Source organism: Flavobacterium phycosphaerae (assembly GCF_010119235.1).
GTDB classification, from domain to species: Bacteria; Bacteroidota; Bacteroidia; order Flavobacteriales; family Flavobacteriaceae; genus Flavobacterium; species Flavobacterium phycosphaerae.
Map to the genome: position 1 here is coordinate 1,315,678 of NZ_JAAATZ010000001.1, position 14,732 is coordinate 1,330,409.

Sequence of the window (14,732 nt, forward strand, 5' to 3'; positions counted from 1 at the left end):
ATCTAGCTTGGTATTTTACAGTTCATAAATCCTGTTTTTCAATGCATTTCCTAACGAAAGATTTATACTTTCCGCCCGTAGACGAAGCTTCTTATGAAGGAGTCCTCGCTGTTGGTGGTGATTTGTCTACCGAGCGTTTGCTATTGGCTTATCGGAATGGTATTTTTCCGTGGTTTAACGAAGATGAACCCATACTTTGGTGGGCACCGCCGGAACGCATGGTGGTTGTTCCGTCCTTGTACAAAGTTTCCAAAAGCATCCGAAATCTATTGAATCAAAATAAATTTCAAGTTACATTCAATCAAAACTTCCGAGAAGTAATTATGAATTGCCAGCAAATTGAACGCGTAGGACAAGAAGGAACATGGATAACCGATGATATTATTGCTTCCTATACAAAATTGCACGAAATGGGTTTTGCCCAATCGGTTGAGGTATGGCAAAATGGGGAACTAGTTGGCGGTTTGTACGGCATCGACTTAGGCCATATATACTGTGGCGAAAGTATGTTTTCAAAAGTGTCTAATGCTAGCAAAATTGCTTTTGTAACGCTAATTCAACACCTGAAAGAGAAGGATTATAAACTTTTAGATTGCCAAGTTCATAACGACCATTTAGAAAAACTGGGTGCGTTTGAAATCTCAAGAGAGGTATTTATGAAAGTACTTAAATCGGCTACTTGAGTGCTATTTTCTTTTCCAACAAGCTTCCACATGATCGTTTACCATTCCCGTTGCTTGCATGTGTGCATAAACAACTGTTGAGCCCACAAATTTAAATCCGCGTTTTTTCAAGTCTTTACTGATTTCATCCGAAAGTGGTGTGGTTGCTTTAACATCGCTCATCATTTTAACATTGTTTTCAATAGGCTTTCCACCGGTAAATCCCCAGATGTATTTCGAAAAACTGCCGAATTCCTGTTGTACATTCATAAAAGCAATAGCATTGGCAATCGTGCCTTTTATTTTCAGACCATTGCGAATGATGCCGGCATCCTGCATCAGCTCGGCTACTTTTTCATCAGTGTATTGTGCTACTTTTTTATAATCAAACTGGTCAAAGGCCTTGCGGAAATTGTCTCTTTTTTTCAAAATGGTGTACCAGCTCAATCCGGCCTGAAACGTTTCGAGTACTAAAAATTCAAACAATTTGTCGTCATCATAAACCGGATTTCCCCATTCGTTATCATGATAATCACGATACATATCGTCTTTCTCGCACCAAGCGCAACGTATTTTATTTTCCATCTTTGGCAATGTATTTATCAATTAAATTATGGCCCAAATAAATCATCGGGGTCATCAAAACGGCAATGGCAAGTTTAATCGAATAGCCGGTCATAGCCGAAAGGAAAAAGGTTTTAGTATCCATGATGCCGGGCAACCAAAAAGCAATGCCGAGAACAATAAAACTGTCAAATAATTGTGAAATCACAGTGGAACCGGTACTTCGCAGCCAAATCATTTTGTGTCCTGTTTTTCTTTTAAAAAAATGAAAAATGCTAACGTCAATTAACTGGGAAATTAAAAAAGCTGTTATGCTTCCCACAATGATTAATTGGCTTTGCCCAAAAACGGCATTAAACTGAGCGGTAGAAACGGTGCTGATTCCTGTAGATGGAATTTTCATCGCAAAAAATAAAACTATGAATGTATAAGCAATCAAACAGGCTGTGATTATAGAGAGCTTACGAACTCCTTTTTCACCAAAATACTCGTTGATTAAATCGGTAGTGACAAAAACAATTGGCCAAGGAAGAATTCCAATACTCATAACGGCCGGACCCACATCAATCAATTTCCCCCCAATCAGCTCGGCTACTACGGCATTGGTAATAAATATACCGGCCAAAACAACATATACGGTATCTTTCCTAGATTGAAACATAAGCAATAAATTTTACGGTACTTTCAAAGATAAATTATTTTACAAAAAAACCCCGTTAAAAACGAGGTTTAAGATTTTTAAAATATTTTTTGACCAATTAGTCTTTAACTAATCTTATAGAAAAACCATAATTTTTATGGATTGGCGCTCTGGAAATAGTGGCGTTATTGTTAAACAATCCGACACACCAAGAGCTGCTTAAGTTGTATTCATCTGAAGCCCACCAATAGCCCAAAGTTCCGATGCTGTTGAAGGTTCCGTCAGGTAAACAATTCCCTCCCGGTAAAGCAGTAAAGCCACTCGAATTAACAGCGCCTGTATTTGGACTTTGCCAATGTGCAGAACCTGTTTCTTTTAACAGACCACCCACTGTATCAGTACCGCCAAGGTAATTGGTTAATGAACTCCAGTTGCTGTTAGTTGGGATATGCCATCCGTTTGGCGCTAATTTTTTTCTTAAAGAAGCGTCTGTTTTTGAAGCATTATTCCAGATTCCTGCTACTGCATACCAATTGTATAATTTGGCATACACCACGCCATAGCTGGTTTGGTAAGCATAATAACACCAAGCTCCGGTAGTTAAGGCTGCCCAATCCGTAGCACTTTGCACTTGTGGAATTGGAGTCCCATCCGTATATTTTGTAACATTTAAATTGGAAGTAGTCCATTCGTTATTACTCAAAATTACAGAACCATAATGATTGCCGTCTATATCGTTTACACCATTACCAATGGTATAAAGCAAAGGACTTGTAGTAAACGAAAACTCAGCACCATAACCGGTTCCATGTGAGTTGGTAGCATAAGCTTTGATGTAGTAGGTAGTATCCGGCAATAAATTAGTTACATTGCTAATGAATGACCCTAAGCCAATTCCGTTAGAAGAAATCCCGGTATTGATTAGTATGGTTGGATCAGTATTTAAACTCCAAACCACCCCACGACTGGTAACCGGTGATGCTCCCGAACTGGTTACTGAACCTCCTGAAACCGCTGAATTAGTGGTAACATCGGTTAGTGCTGTAGTTGTGATAACCGGTAAATCAGCAGGATTAACAAGGGTTTTAAAAGTTACTTCATTACCATAAGCAGTACCATAAGCATTGGTAGCATAAGCTCGTAAATAATAAGTTGTATTCGGATTTAAATTCAATACAGCGCTGTCAAAAGCTCCTGCTCCCGGACCGTCTAAAGTTTTAGTGGCCAATTGGATGGTAGGTGTTGGTAGTATGCTCCAAACTACTCCTCTCAGAGTTACCGGTGAACCTCCGTCAGTAGTAATGTTACCACCGGCAGCTGCCGTATTCATAGTTATAGCTGTAATTGTATTGGTAACCAAAGTCGGCACCGTAGGATGTATAGAAATATCCGGAACCGGATTGGCATATTCACTATCCGTAGAACAATTAGTGAATGAAATGATAGTCAATACTGCTAATAAGTGTTTAATGTATTTCATAAACGTAGGAATTTATAATTTGTGACTATTTACCTTTCAGGCATCAATTCTCCGGAAAAATAAAATTGCAAACAAAAATAGAAAAATAAATGATTAATCATCCGTTTGTTTAAATAAAAGACTAAGGATTCAACCCCTTTTTTAATTACTTTTGATGAAATACATATCACTAATGAAAAAAATAATTTTAACCTTGATTATGAGTGTTCCCTTAGTAACTGTAAATGCTCAAACCAATCCGAATCCGCTTTTGAATAATTGGACCGGTCCCTATGGTGGTGTTCCGGCGTTTACGGAGTATAAATTGAAAGATTTTAAACCGGCTATCGAAACGGCGATTCGTGAAAAATTGAAGGAAATTGATAAAATTGCCAACAATCCTAAGCCGCCAACGTTTACCAATACCATCGTTGCCATGGAAAAAACAGGTAAAAACCTGAGTCAGATTTCTACGGTTTTCGGGATTTACGGTTCTAATATGAATAGTCCCGAATTTGAACCTATTGAAACCGAAATGACGCCTAAGTTTTCTGAATTAAGCAATAAAATTTATCAGAATTCAAAATTATTTGCCCGAATCTCTAAAGTGTACAATGCGCCCGAAAAGAAAAAACTGACCGGTGAGCAACAGCGTTTGGTGTGGTTGTATTACAATAATTTTGTTAGAGAAGGAGCCAAGCTGGATGCCAAAAGTAAAACACGTGTTGGAAAAATAAACCAAGAATTAGCCGGACTGTTTACTAAATTCGGTCAAAACCAATTAGCTGACGAAGGCAATTATTACTTAGAGTTAAAGACCGAAGCTGATTTTGACGGTTTGCCAAAAGAACTAAAAGATGCCGCTATGGCTGAGGCCAAAGAAAGAAACTTGGCCTTTATGGGTTGTATTGCCAATACGCGTTCTTCCATTGAGCCGTTTTTAACTTTTTCCAATCGAAGAGATTTAAGAGAAAAAGCATTTCAAATTTTTGTCAACCGCGGGGATAATGATAATGCCAATAACAACAATGCTACTTTGGTTCAGATTTTGAAACTTCGTGCCGAAAAAGCTAAATTACTTGGATTTAAATCGTTTGCCGATTGGAGTTTGTCTAACACGATGGCGCAAAAACCTGAGAGAGCAATGGAGTTAATGCTGTCGGTTTGGAATCCTGCCGTTGAAAAAGTGCACCAAGATGTAGCCGAGATGCAAAAAATGGTTGATGCTGAAGGAGGTAAGTTTACCATTGCCCCATGGGATTACCGTTATTATTCTGAAAAAGTCAGAAAGGCAAAATATGATTTAGACCAAAATGATGTTAAGCCTTATCTTCAGTTAGAAAAGTTACGCGAAGGTATGTTTTGGGTAGCGGGAGAGATTTTTAATTTAAGTTTCAAACAAGTCTATAATGTGCCGGTGTGGCATCAAGATGTGCGCGTTTTTGAAGTGAGTAACAAACTTACCAATAAAGTAGTTGGGGTTTGGTATTTTGATCCCTACGCCCGCAAAGGAAAACGTTCCGGTGCTTGGATGAATGCCCATAGAGAGCAAAGCAAAGTCAACGGCGATGTCATTACGATAGTGTCCAACAATTGTAATTTCATTAAAGGAAACGACAACGAACCCATTTTGATTTCTTGGGAAGATGCCAGTACGTTATTCCACGAATTTGGTCATGCGTTGCACGGCTTGAATTCAAATGTGACTTACCCTAGTTTGTCGGGAACCAATGTGCCAAGGGATTATGTCGAATTCCCTTCTCAAATTTTAGAACGATGGTTAGCTACTTCAGAAGTGCTGAATAAATTCGCTTTGCACTATAAAACCGGTGAGCCAATGCCAATGTCTTTGGTAAACCGTATTGAAAAAGCAGCTACTTTTAACGAAGCCTTTTCAACCGTTGAAACCATTTCCAGTGCTTTGGTGGATATGAAATTGCACATGCTGGAAAACCCCAGCATTGATCCGAAACAATTTGAAAAAGAAACCTTGACGGCCTTGAATATGCCAAAAGAAATTGTGATGCGCCACCGTATTCCTCAGTTTGGGCATATTTTCTCAAGTGATGATTATGCTGCGGGCTACTACGGTTATTTATGGGCCGATGTGATTAGTGCTGATGCTACAGAAGCCTTTACCGTTGACGGCAAAGGATTGTATGATAAAGACGTGGCCAAACGACTATATGATAATGTATTCAGCATAGGAAACACGGTTGACCCCGAGATTGCTTATAAAAAATTCAGAGGACGTGAGGCCAATTCTGATGCGTTAATGCGCGCTCGTAATTTCCCGATTACTAAGAAATAAGACCAACAAAAAACCCGATTCAACTGAATCGGGTTTTTTTATTATTCTTTTATCACTTTGGCATTTTTGATGACTCCGCCACCTTCAAGTTGTATCAAATAAACCCCTTTGGGCAAACCACTCAAATCAACACTATTGTCACCCTGCACACAGTCAAAAGAGTTGATGACTAACTGACCAAGCTGATTAACCACCGAAATAGTAGTAAACAGGCCTTTAGGATTACTAAAGAAAACCTTTCCATTAGTAGGGTTAGGCGCTAGGGCAAGAGTAGTTGTCTCCGGCTCATTGGTGCTCAACGAACAATCAGTAACAATACTTATAGGCTGTGTTATGCCACAGTTAGTTATAAAATTCTGTGCGGGTACCACTTCATTATCATCTACACAAATTGAGGTAAGATTAGGGTTGTTCCAGCAACCGTTATAAGCGGTCTGTGTAAAGGTTTGCGCGTGGTTATTTCTAATGTTAATCCAGCTCAAATTGGGGTTTTCGTAACACCTCAATTGCTCAAAAAATGATTGTTGCTAAAGTCCAGATGCGTTAATGGATTTTGATCAATAATAAGTATTTTAAGAGCGACTAATGTTGAAAAATCTACTTCTGTCAATTGATTACCTTCCAAAAGGAGAAACCACAAATTACTCAATCCATTCAGGTTTACAGTGGTTAGATGATTGCCTCCTAATCCTAGTGTTTGAAGATTGGTTAAACTTGCTAAATTAGCAGTTAGAAGATTATTATTTACAATAGTTATGTCAAATATATTTGTAAAATATGCTATTCCTGTTAAGTCAACGATGTTTCCAGCTGTGATTGAAATAGTATAAACTGTTAAAGCTTCGCTTTGCTCTATCTCTCCATCATTATTGGCATCAATTTTTACACCCCCTGCAATATAATTATTGGTGTCCGCTTGAAGTAATTTGGCTTTAAAGGCTAGGTCAGGAAAATTAATGACCTGCGCATTCAAGGCACTCAATGTTAAAACCAATACGGTTATTAGTATTCTTTTCATTTTAATTCATTCGATAAAGTAAAAATAACTATTTCTATTTGATGATTACTCGTTTTATTATCCTGAACAAGAAAATCGTGAATCATAGCCCCGATGGGAATGAAAATCCTCGAAGAGATTGTAATGGACAGCGGGAGAGGGATGAAGAAAAGCAATATAGTTCTGCTTCTAAAAACAAAAAACCCGATTCGTACTGAACCGGGTTTTTTTATACTTGTTAAGGATTTAATTATCCTAAAGTTACTCTTTTGAAACCTGTAATTTCAACGTTGAAACCTTTAACATAATCGCCTACTTTTTTACTGTCATCTTTGATGAAGTTTTGATCTAATAAGGCTTTCTCTTGGTCTAAAGTAGTGTTATCAGAGATGAAACGTTGTACTTTTCCAGGAAGAATTTTGTCCCAAATTTGCTCTGGTTTGCCTTCCGCTTTTAATTCAGCTTTAGCATCTTCTTCTGCTTGTTTGATCACTTCTTCAGTTAATTGAGAGTAAGAGATATATTTAGGAACGTTTTTCAATGTTTTTCCTAAACGTTTTGCTTCTTCATTTTCTTTTTCGATTACTGCGATACGAGCTGCCAATTCAGAAGCAACGAAAGCAGGATCAAAATCTTTATAAGATAAGGTATCAGCTCCCATTGAAGCAACTTGCATAGAAACATCTTTAGTTAGTGTTTCAGCGTTGTCAATTTTTGCAGAAATAGCCGTTAAAGCAGCAATTTTGTTTACGTGAACGTAAGATCCAACAAAAGCGCCTTCTAAGATTTCAAAACCACCGATTTCGATTTTCTCACCGATAACACCGGTTTGCTCAATTAATTTTTCAGCTACAGTGATTCCGTTGAAATCAGAAGCTAAAAATTCTTCTTTTGAAGAGAAATTGATTGCTTTTTCAACTAAAGCTTTGGCTAAAGCTACGAAAGCTTCATTTTTACCTACGAAGTCAGTTTCGCAGTTCAAAGTGATGATCGCTCCTTTAGTGTTGTCAGCATTGATGAAAGAAACAGCAGCTCCTTCAGAAGACTCACGGTCAGAACGATTAGCCGCCACTTTTTGCCCTTTTTCTCTAAGGTTTTGTATAGCTTTATCGAAATCGCCTTCCGCTTCAACTAAAGCTTTTTTACAGTCCATCATTCCGGCACCTGTAACTTGTCTTAATTTGTTTACGTCTGCAGCAGTGATTGTGATTGTTGACATAATATTTTATTTTTTTAATTAAAAATCTCTTTTAAAAGTAAATTACGAATTACGAGTTTCAAATTACGAGTTAAAATAATCCGTAATTCTTAATTCATAATTCGTAATTATTTTTTTGTTTTATTCTTCAGTCTTAGTTTCTGTAGCTTCTACTTCAGGAGCCGCTTCAACAGCCGGTGCTTCAACAGCAGCAACTACTTCTACAGTTTCTTCAGCATCAACTTCAGGAGCAGCATCAGAAGTTCTGTTAGCTAATCCGTCTTTTACAGCGTCAGTTACTAAAGATAAAATTTTATCAATTGATTTTGAAGCATCATCATTGGCTGGGATAACGTAATCTACTTCACGTGGATCAGAGTTAGTATCAACCATGGCGAAAACTGGAATGTTTAATTTTTGTGCTTCTTTGATTGCGATGTGTTCCGCTTTGATATCTACCACGAAAAGTGCAGCAGGTAATCTTGACATATCAGCGATAGAACCTAAGTTCTTCTCTAATTTGGCACGAAGACGATCAACTTGTAATCTTTCTTTTTTAGACAAAGTCATGAAAGTACCATCTTTTTTCATTTTATCAATAGAAGCCATTTTTTTAACGGCTTTACGGATAGTAACGAAGTTGGTTAACATACCACCTGGCCATCTTTCAGTGATGTAAGGCATGTTACAAGCTAATGCTTTTTCAGATACGATATCTTTTGCTTGTTTTTTGGTAGCTACGAAAAGTATTTTTCTACCAGATGCTGCAATTTTTTTCATGGCTTCATTAGCCTCTTCAATTTTGGCAGCGGTTTTGTATAGGTTGATAATGTGAATTCCATTACGCTCCATATAGATGTAAGGGCCATGTTCGGATCCCACTTACGAGTCATGTGTCCGAAGTGAACACCTGCTTCTAATAATTCTTTAACGTCAATTTTGTTTGCCATTGTGTAATAGTTTACGTTCCGTGTTATAGCAATTTTCAAGTAGTCACTTGCGTTTGTCTTGAAAATTTAGATGCTAAACTAATTCCCTTTTTACAAGGAATATCGACAACTTTGTTTTAAATTCTAATTTAATTGTAAAAAATAATCTGAAAATATATTCTGGTAAATACCGAATATTAACGTTTCGAGAATTGGAATCTCTTTCTCGCTTTTTTCTGACCGAATTTTTTACGTTCTACCATTCTTGGATCTCTGGTTAGTAATCCTTCTGGTTTTAGGATGCTTCTGTTTTCATCCCCTACTTCACACATTGCTCTAGCAATAGCCATTCTCACAGCTTCTGCTTGACCTGTTGAACCACCACCGTATACATTTACTTTTACGTCAAAGTTGTCAGCGTTGTTTGTCATAGACATTGGCTGTAATACTTTGTACTGTAAAGTAGCTGTTGGGAAGTAGTTGTTGAATTCTCTTTTGTTAACGGTAATTTTTCCAGTTCCTTCTGAAACGTAAACACGTGCTACTGCACATTTTCTTCTACCGATTTTGTGAATAACTCCCATTACTTAAGATCGTTTAGGTTAACTGTTTTAGGTTTTTGAGCTCCTTGTTTGTGCTCAGTTCCTACAACAACATTTAAATTTCTGAAAAGTTCTGCTCCTAATTTGTTTTTAGGTAACATTCCTTTCACTGCTTTCTCCACTAGTAAAGCAGGGTTTTTTGATTGCAAAACCTTTGCAGTCAAACTTCTTTGCCCACCTGGGTAACCTGTGTGTCTGATGTACGTTTTGTCATCCAACTTGTTACCGGTAAGGTTGATTTTCTCTGCGTTGATAACAATTACGTTATCTCCACAGTCGACGTGAGGGGTGTAACTTGGCTTGTATTTTCCTCTCAAAAGCATCGCAACTTTTGAAGCAAAACGACCTAAGTTATGACCTTCAGCATCTACAATGATCCACTCTTTTCCAGAAGTGGCCTTGGTTGTAGATTGTGTCTTGTAGCTTAATGCGTCCATAATATTTTTTTAATTAAACATTCCATTCCCAATAAAGGGAGTGCAAAAGTACAATTATTTATTAATAAAGCAAATACGATTTTTTAAATTTTTTTATAAAGCGACTAGTTTTGCTTAAAATCCTTTAAATGAATGCACTTAACAACCCAAAAGCAACTTGATTTTGAGGCCATAAAACCAAAGTTTTTCCCCCATTTGCGCTCAACTTTGATTTCGATGTGCCGAGGGACAGAAATATTTTTGCTATTTTTACGCTTTAACCCGGATAAAATGAAATCGAAAGCGACATTAAAACAAATTGCCAAAGAACTAGGCGTTTCTGTTTCCACTGTTTCCAAAGCACTAAATGGAAGCCCTGAAATCAGTGAGCCTACTAAGCAACGCGTACAAGAATATGCCAAATTGAAAAATTATAAGCCGAATGTGATTGGTTTGAGCCTTAAGAACAGGAGAACCAAAACGATAGGTGTTATTATTCCGAATATATTAAACTCTTTTTTTGCTAAAGTATTCAGCGGTATTGAAAAGGTGGCTGATGCCAAAGGGTATAAAGTAATTACTTGTATCTCGAATGAATCTTTAGAAAAAGAAATCAATGCGCTCGAAATGCTGAGTAACGGAACTATAGACGGTTTTATTCTTTCCATTGCGGAGGAATCTCAAAAGATGCATAAGTTCAATCACTTTACCACCATCATCAACGAAGGTACTCCAATAGTAATGTTTGACCGCATAGCCGATGAGGTAAATTGCGATAAAGTAGTGGTGGATGATTTTGAATCGGCCGTTAATGCTACTGAACATTTAATCAAAACTGGTTGCCGAAAAATTGCGTTACTCTCTACCATCGATAATTTAAGTGTTGGCAAACTCAGAGAAAAAGGGTTTTACAAAGCCATAGAAAGCAAAGGGGTTGCCGTTGATAAAAACCTGATTATTCTAACAGACAACACAGACGATTTCGATAAAAAAGCGGCTGATTTTTTTACCAAATACAAGCCCGATGGTGTGTTTGCTCTTGACGAACATTCTTCTATTGCGGCAATGAAATTGGGGCTAAAGGCAGGTTTGAAAATCCCCGAAGACTTATCCATCATTGGTTTTGCCGATGGCGTTTGGTCGCGCCGTATGACTCCGAGCTTATCAACGGTCAGTCAACACGGTCCCGAAATTGGTGAAGTGGCAGCACAATTGTTAATTGATAAATTGGAAAGTCAGGAAGAAACGTTCACCTTTTCAACAACTACCGTTAAAACCGAATTGCGACAAAGAGAATCTACAAAGAAGTTAGTTTAAAAATATAATTGGTTTCCACCCATTCCTTTTTTTCCAGAACCAAAGTAAAAGCTATGGCATTTTTTAAGGCTATGGCTTTTATTTTTTCTATTGCACAATCCTGTGAAAGTATCATAAAGCAATTAGTGTCAATGGTTATATGATTGGGCAGTTGTTGGAAGAGTTTTTCAAAGTAATCAAAATTTTCGCCGCAAAACCAAGCTTGCTCTTTTACATTTTGGGCGGTTTTGGGATAATAGGGCGGATTGATAACGATGTAATCAAAAGGTTGGCTTTCTATACTTTGAAACAAATCAGAATAAACAGCTTTCAGGGTTAAATTATTTTTAGAAGCGTTAGTTTCCAAAAAATCCAAAGCAATTTGATTAATGTCTGAAGCGGTGACTACTGCTTTTTCTTTGCTGCCAAAAGCGAAATAATACCACTACCACAACCCAATTCTAAAAAGGTCTTGTTTTTCAATTCGGATTCTTTTATGAAATCCAATAAAATTTTGGTGCTTAATGTCAGTTGTGGCGGAAAAACATCAGGGTGTATTTTGATTTGGATACCGTCATAGGTATAGTTCCTGGGTTTGGAATAGTAGGCATTCAAACCCAATTTCAAAAAAGGATGTGTTATTTTCTTTAAAAATGTTCTCATCTATTCTGAATAAAATCCTTCAATCTCCGGCTGTCGGTATTTCCAAAGTTTGTGTAATGCTTTTATTTCGTATGGATAATGATAGAATCCTGTTTTGTAACGAAAACTGGAAACCGATTGCAGGATGGTTTTCTTAAATCCGCGTATCCTAAAATCAGAAACCGTCGGGTAATAACCGTTCAACACTGTTTCAAAATTTTTAATAGTATCAATCATATAAGGCTTTAACCAAGGTGTCAAAGGATTTTTGCGCAAATCAAAGTTTTCCCAACTCGGCGATATCCAGTCTTCCAACTGCTGCGGAAACGAAAACCCGGCATCAAGAATTTGTTGGTACAGTTCGGAACCTTCTGTAGGCACCGGACTAAAAAGGTAAATGATAATCTCAGCATTCGGGTTGATGACTTTAATTTCTTTGATGAAATTGATGTCCCACAAAATCTGATCATACACTTCTTTCTCGGTTTTAGCCGGCATGCCTAGTACAAAAGAAAGTTCCGGAATAATATCAGCGTTTTTCATTCGGAGGACAAAATCCTTTATCATTTGACCGGTTTGGGTTCCGCCTTTGTTCATTTGCTTAAGCACGGCATCGTTACCGGTCTCGGCACCCAAAAAAATCATCTTGCAGCCGGCTTTTCGCATTAACTTCAGTTCGGCATCGCTATACATATTAATAGTATCAATACGGCCTTCGCCCCAATAACTGAGGTTGTCATCCATAATCAGTTCCGAGAATTCAAGGACCCTTTTTTTGGAAGTAAAGAAATTATTGTCGTGAAATTCAACGGCGTCAATGTTGTATTGGTCTTTGAAATATTTCACGTCTTCATAAATTCGGGCAGCTGACATGCCTTTCCATTTGGCATTGTAAATCGGAACAACAGCACAAAACGAACAAGAAAACGGACAGCCCATACTAGAGTGATAGGACAGGGTTTTATTTCCCATAAAAGTTTTGGCCAAATACTGTTGCACTGGATAAAACGAGTTCAAGTAGTCATACGGAAACTTCGGCAAGGTGTCTTGATCAAGCAAAGCTTCTACGGCTGTTTTGATAATTTCACCTTTCTTGTCTTTATAAATGAGATTCTTAATCAGGAAAATGGTTTCCTTGTTGTTTTCTTCCAAAGCAGTAATCAATGAAGGAAACGCCACATCGCCGGGACCGTTAATTATATAGTCAACAACATTAGATTCTAAGGAAACTTTATACTGATTGGCTGCAAAATAGCCGCCCCAAACAGTGATGGTTTCCGGATACAATTCTTTTATTTTTTTGGTAAACGGAATCGCTTGACGCAACTGAGGTCCGGGCATTACGGTTGAACCAAAGTATTTGAATTCGCCCGTTTTTAAATAATTTTCAATGGTTTGCCAAGGATCTTTTTCCAAATTGCCATCCACAAAAACATACTCATAGTGGCCATGAACAGAAGCGCCCACCTGCAAAATAGAATTGGGTATACGGTGCTTGCAGTTGGCACTTTTGGGATTGAAGAGGATGATTTTTGAATTATTCATTAAAGTTAATATTGTATTTCAAAGCTCTGTAAGAGTAAGTAAAACTGTTGGGATTATTGCTGAAACTTATGTCTAATACAATGTTGCCATTGGCATCAACTTCTGTAATGTCTGATTTGCTGGCATTAATCTGTGATGTTATGTTGCCGCCCCAACCGATAAAATAGTTCCCGTTAGGCATTTTTTGAACGGAACCCATTATGTCAGAATATCGGCCGATGTCTTTGTATTCATAAACCAAATCGGCAGTCAAATTTACTTCGTCAAGGGCAAATTCTGCGATACGTGTTTGTTTCGGATTTTTGGTTACACCATTATCAAACAACAGTAAATGACCATTAGGAAGCATAGTTGCATGATGAGGGTGAGAAATGATTTCATTTTCAGTCAGATTAAAATCATCACTGCTACCGCCAAAACGCCACATAATAGCTCCCGTGTTTCGGTTTACTTTATAAACCTGATTGGTGTGTCGGGCAGAAATGATGAAATTATTATCGTTTGGGTCAATGTTAATTGAATTGAAATGGAAATAATCTACCTTCGGACTAGTAGCATATTGAGCATAATAAATAGGGTCTGTCGCGCTCAACAATTCGGTATGGTCTGCGGTATTCCATTCAAATAGAACCTGATTGTTTTGTATTTCCTGAAATACAAACTCACCTAAATTTACCGAATTACTTCCGCCAAAAGCTGTCATATCTACATTTTCCCGAGTAATATAAGCCGGAAGAATATAGTGATTGTCATCCAGATAAAGGCAATCATGATTGTCAGTCGGATAATTTCCATGGTTATTATTCGGAAGTAAATCCAGCTGTTTTATTTCTTCAAATTTTTCATTCATTACTACAATTTTACCTATGTCGTTTACATTATAACTGAATCTTTTTTGGTTGTTACCGATGTCAAAATATTTGAAATTAATTACTCCGGGATACGGCAGTCTCTTGTAATAAACCGGATATCCATCATTGTTCAGGATAGCAATATAACTGTAGTCGTAAGTTATAACCGGTGATAAATCAAACAGATTTATAAGGATATATCCCTCTGAAGGATTGTTTTTGGTTATCACATTAATTTTAGGCATGTCCGCCGGAAGATAATGAATGGTATAGGTTACGGTGGTATCAGTATGATATCCGGATTTGATAATAATATTTTCCCCAGGTTGCAATTTGACAGTTGTGATTTTGCTCAACACTTTTACATTGTTTATGTAGATGTTTTTAGTTGGGTCAAAGTCATCCAGGGTTATCTCAATAGGGTTTAGTGTGTTGATAGAAGTGATATAGTAATCCTTGATTTCGGGATTAAATGCCGGATATATTTCACCGGTTGCTATTTTTATAGCAGTTAGTTTGTTATCGGGATCAACGTATTCGTTGTTGGAACATGAAAATAAAAAAAGAACCCAACAAATGGATAAGGTAAAAACAGTGATTTTTTTTGCTAGTTCCATAGA

The 14,732-nt window shown here is 37.4% G+C and carries 15 protein-coding genes and 1 pseudogene; 3 read left to right on the top strand and 13 right to left on the bottom strand.

Annotation, left to right across the window (positions count from 1 at the left end; all coding sequences use genetic code 11):
* The first annotated feature begins 41 nt into the window (after window positions 1-41).
* Window positions 42-683 carry a leucyl/phenylalanyl-tRNA--protein transferase gene (aat, locus tag GUU89_RS05870; protein ID WP_162127052.1) on the top strand — a complete coding sequence of 214 codons (642 nt, stop codon included), beginning with the start codon at window positions 42-44 and terminating at the stop codon, window positions 681-683.
* A gap of 3 nt (window positions 684-686) precedes the next feature.
* Here the strand turns inward: aat and GUU89_RS05875 are convergent, their stop codons facing one another.
* The 3 genes from GUU89_RS05875 to GUU89_RS05885 all read right to left on the bottom strand — a co-directional run bounded on the left by GUU89_RS05875 (window position 687) and on the right by GUU89_RS05885 (window position 3,346).
* Window positions 687-1,247, bottom strand: coding sequence for a DNA-3-methyladenine glycosylase I (locus tag GUU89_RS05875; protein WP_162127053.1), 561 nt, complete (start codon window positions 1,245-1,247; stop codon window positions 687-689).
* Window positions 1,237-1,887 carry a queuosine precursor transporter gene (locus GUU89_RS05880; RefSeq protein ID WP_162127054.1) on the bottom strand — a complete coding sequence of 217 codons (651 nt, stop codon included), beginning with the start codon at window positions 1,885-1,887 and terminating at the stop codon, window positions 1,237-1,239. The genes GUU89_RS05875 and GUU89_RS05880 overlap by 11 nt, the downstream gene beginning before the upstream one ends.
* A gap of 97 nt (window positions 1,888-1,984) precedes the next feature.
* On the bottom strand, window positions 1,985-3,346 hold the full coding sequence (locus tag GUU89_RS05885) for a fibrobacter succinogenes major paralogous domain-containing protein (protein ID WP_162127055.1): 1,362 nt from the start codon (window positions 3,344-3,346) through the stop codon (window positions 1,985-1,987).
* Between the two features lie 172 nt (window positions 3,347-3,518).
* Here GUU89_RS05885 and GUU89_RS05890 point away from each other — a divergent pair, with 172 nt between their 5' ends.
* A complete protein-coding gene (locus GUU89_RS05890; protein WP_162127056.1) occupies window positions 3,519-5,636 on the top strand; it encodes a M3 family metallopeptidase in 2,118 nt (705 codons plus the stop codon).
* 41 nt (window positions 5,637-5,677) lie between these two features.
* On the opposite strand, the gene GUU89_RS05895 is transcribed toward GUU89_RS05890, so the two are convergent.
* From GUU89_RS05895 to rplM, 6 genes and pseudogenes are all read right to left on the bottom strand, one after another.
* On the bottom strand, window positions 5,678-6,118 hold the full coding sequence (locus GUU89_RS05895; RefSeq protein WP_162127057.1) for a T9SS type A sorting domain-containing protein: 441 nt from the start codon (window positions 6,116-6,118) through the stop codon (window positions 5,678-5,680).
* 20 nt (window positions 6,119-6,138) lie between these two features.
* Window positions 6,139-6,654: a leucine-rich repeat domain-containing protein gene (locus GUU89_RS05900; RefSeq protein ID WP_162127058.1), complete on the bottom strand. Its 516-nt coding sequence runs from the start codon at window positions 6,652-6,654 to the stop codon at window positions 6,139-6,141.
* A gap of 229 nt (window positions 6,655-6,883) precedes the next feature.
* Window positions 6,884-7,852 carry a translation elongation factor Ts gene (gene tsf / locus GUU89_RS05905; RefSeq protein ID WP_162127059.1) on the bottom strand — a complete coding sequence of 323 codons (969 nt, stop codon included), beginning with the start codon at window positions 7,850-7,852 and terminating at the stop codon, window positions 6,884-6,886.
* Window positions 7,853-7,972: 120 nt separating this feature from the next.
* A pseudogene (rpsB, locus tag GUU89_RS05910) lies at window positions 7,973-8,781 on the bottom strand (30S ribosomal protein S2).
* 176 nt (window positions 8,782-8,957) lie between these two features.
* Entirely contained in the window at window positions 8,958-9,344 is a 387-nt protein-coding gene (gene rpsI, locus GUU89_RS05915; protein WP_162127060.1) for a 30S ribosomal protein S9, read from the bottom strand.
* The gene (rplM, locus tag GUU89_RS05920) at window positions 9,344-9,799 is read right to left on the bottom strand and encodes a 50S ribosomal protein L13 (protein WP_162127061.1); all 456 of its coding nucleotides are present in this window, start codon (window positions 9,797-9,799) and stop codon (window positions 9,344-9,346) included. Before rplM ends, rpsI begins: the two co-directional genes overlap by 1 nt.
* A gap of 270 nt (window positions 9,800-10,069) precedes the next feature.
* Between rplM and GUU89_RS05925 the strand changes: the two genes are divergently transcribed.
* Window positions 10,070-11,095, top strand: a complete 1,026-nt coding sequence (locus GUU89_RS05925; protein ID WP_162127062.1) for a LacI family DNA-binding transcriptional regulator — start codon at window positions 10,070-10,072, stop codon at window positions 11,093-11,095.
* Here GUU89_RS05925 and GUU89_RS15275 read toward each other — a convergent pair.
* From GUU89_RS15275 to GUU89_RS05940, 4 genes are read right to left on the bottom strand one after another with little or no spacing between them, the layout of a single operon-like run.
* Window positions 11,076-11,450, bottom strand: a complete 375-nt coding sequence (locus GUU89_RS15275; protein WP_317163860.1) for a methyltransferase — start codon at window positions 11,448-11,450, stop codon at window positions 11,076-11,078. The two genes, GUU89_RS05925 and GUU89_RS15275, sit on opposite strands and share 20 nt — an antisense overlap.
* Window positions 11,451-11,479: 29 nt before the next feature.
* Window positions 11,480-11,737, bottom strand: a complete 258-nt coding sequence (locus tag GUU89_RS15280; protein ID WP_317163861.1) for a class I SAM-dependent methyltransferase — start codon at window positions 11,735-11,737, stop codon at window positions 11,480-11,482.
* Window positions 11,738-13,261, bottom strand: a complete 1,524-nt coding sequence (locus GUU89_RS05935) for a B12-binding domain-containing radical SAM protein (RefSeq protein WP_162127063.1) — start codon at window positions 13,259-13,261, stop codon at window positions 11,738-11,740.
* Window positions 13,254-14,729 carry an aryl-sulfate sulfotransferase gene (locus GUU89_RS05940; protein WP_162127064.1) on the bottom strand — a complete coding sequence of 492 codons (1,476 nt, stop codon included), beginning with the start codon at window positions 14,727-14,729 and terminating at the stop codon, window positions 13,254-13,256. Before GUU89_RS05940 ends, GUU89_RS05935 begins: the two co-directional genes overlap by 8 nt.
* Between the last annotated feature and the right edge of the window lie 3 nt (window positions 14,730-14,732).

What these genes read in the sequence shown, in the direction of transcription:
- GUU89_RS05890 (WP_162127056.1), top strand. Translation starts at nt 3,519, where the DNA reads ATGAAAAAAATAATTTTAACCTTGATTATGAGTGTTCCCTTAGTAACT.
- rplM (WP_162127061.1), bottom strand. Translation starts at nt 9,799, where the DNA reads ATGGACGCATTAAGCTACAAGACACAATCTACAACCAAGGCCACTTCT.
- GUU89_RS05880 (WP_162127054.1), bottom strand. Translation starts at nt 1,887, where the DNA reads ATGTTTCAATCTAGGAAAGATACCGTATATGTTGTTTTGGCCGGTATA.
- rpsI (WP_162127060.1), bottom strand. Translation starts at nt 9,344, where the DNA reads ATGGGAGTTATTCACAAAATCGGTAGAAGAAAATGTGCAGTAGCACGT.
- GUU89_RS05925 (WP_162127062.1), top strand. Translation starts at nt 10,070, where the DNA reads ATGAAATCGAAAGCGACATTAAAACAAATTGCCAAAGAACTAGGCGTT.
- GUU89_RS15280 (WP_317163861.1), bottom strand. Translation starts at nt 11,737, where the DNA reads ATGAGAACATTTTTAAAGAAAATAACACATCCTTTTTTGAAATTGGGT.
- GUU89_RS05940 (WP_162127064.1), bottom strand. Translation starts at nt 14,729, where the DNA reads ATGGAACTAGCAAAAAAAATCACTGTTTTTACCTTATCCATTTGTTGG.
- GUU89_RS05935 (WP_162127063.1), bottom strand. Translation starts at nt 13,261, where the DNA reads ATGAATAATTCAAAAATCATCCTCTTCAATCCCAAAAGTGCCAACTGC.
- tsf (WP_162127059.1), bottom strand. Translation starts at nt 7,852, where the DNA reads ATGTCAACAATCACAATCACTGCTGCAGACGTAAACAAATTAAGACAA.
- GUU89_RS05885 (WP_162127055.1), bottom strand. Translation starts at nt 3,346, where the DNA reads ATGAAATACATTAAACACTTATTAGCAGTATTGACTATCATTTCATTC.
- GUU89_RS05900 (WP_162127058.1), bottom strand. Translation starts at nt 6,654, where the DNA reads ATGAAAAGAATACTAATAACCGTATTGGTTTTAACATTGAGTGCCTTG.
- GUU89_RS05875 (WP_162127053.1), bottom strand. Translation starts at nt 1,247, where the DNA reads ATGGAAAATAAAATACGTTGCGCTTGGTGCGAGAAAGACGATATGTAT.
- aat (WP_162127052.1), top strand. Translation starts at nt 42, where the DNA reads ATGCATTTCCTAACGAAAGATTTATACTTTCCGCCCGTAGACGAAGCT.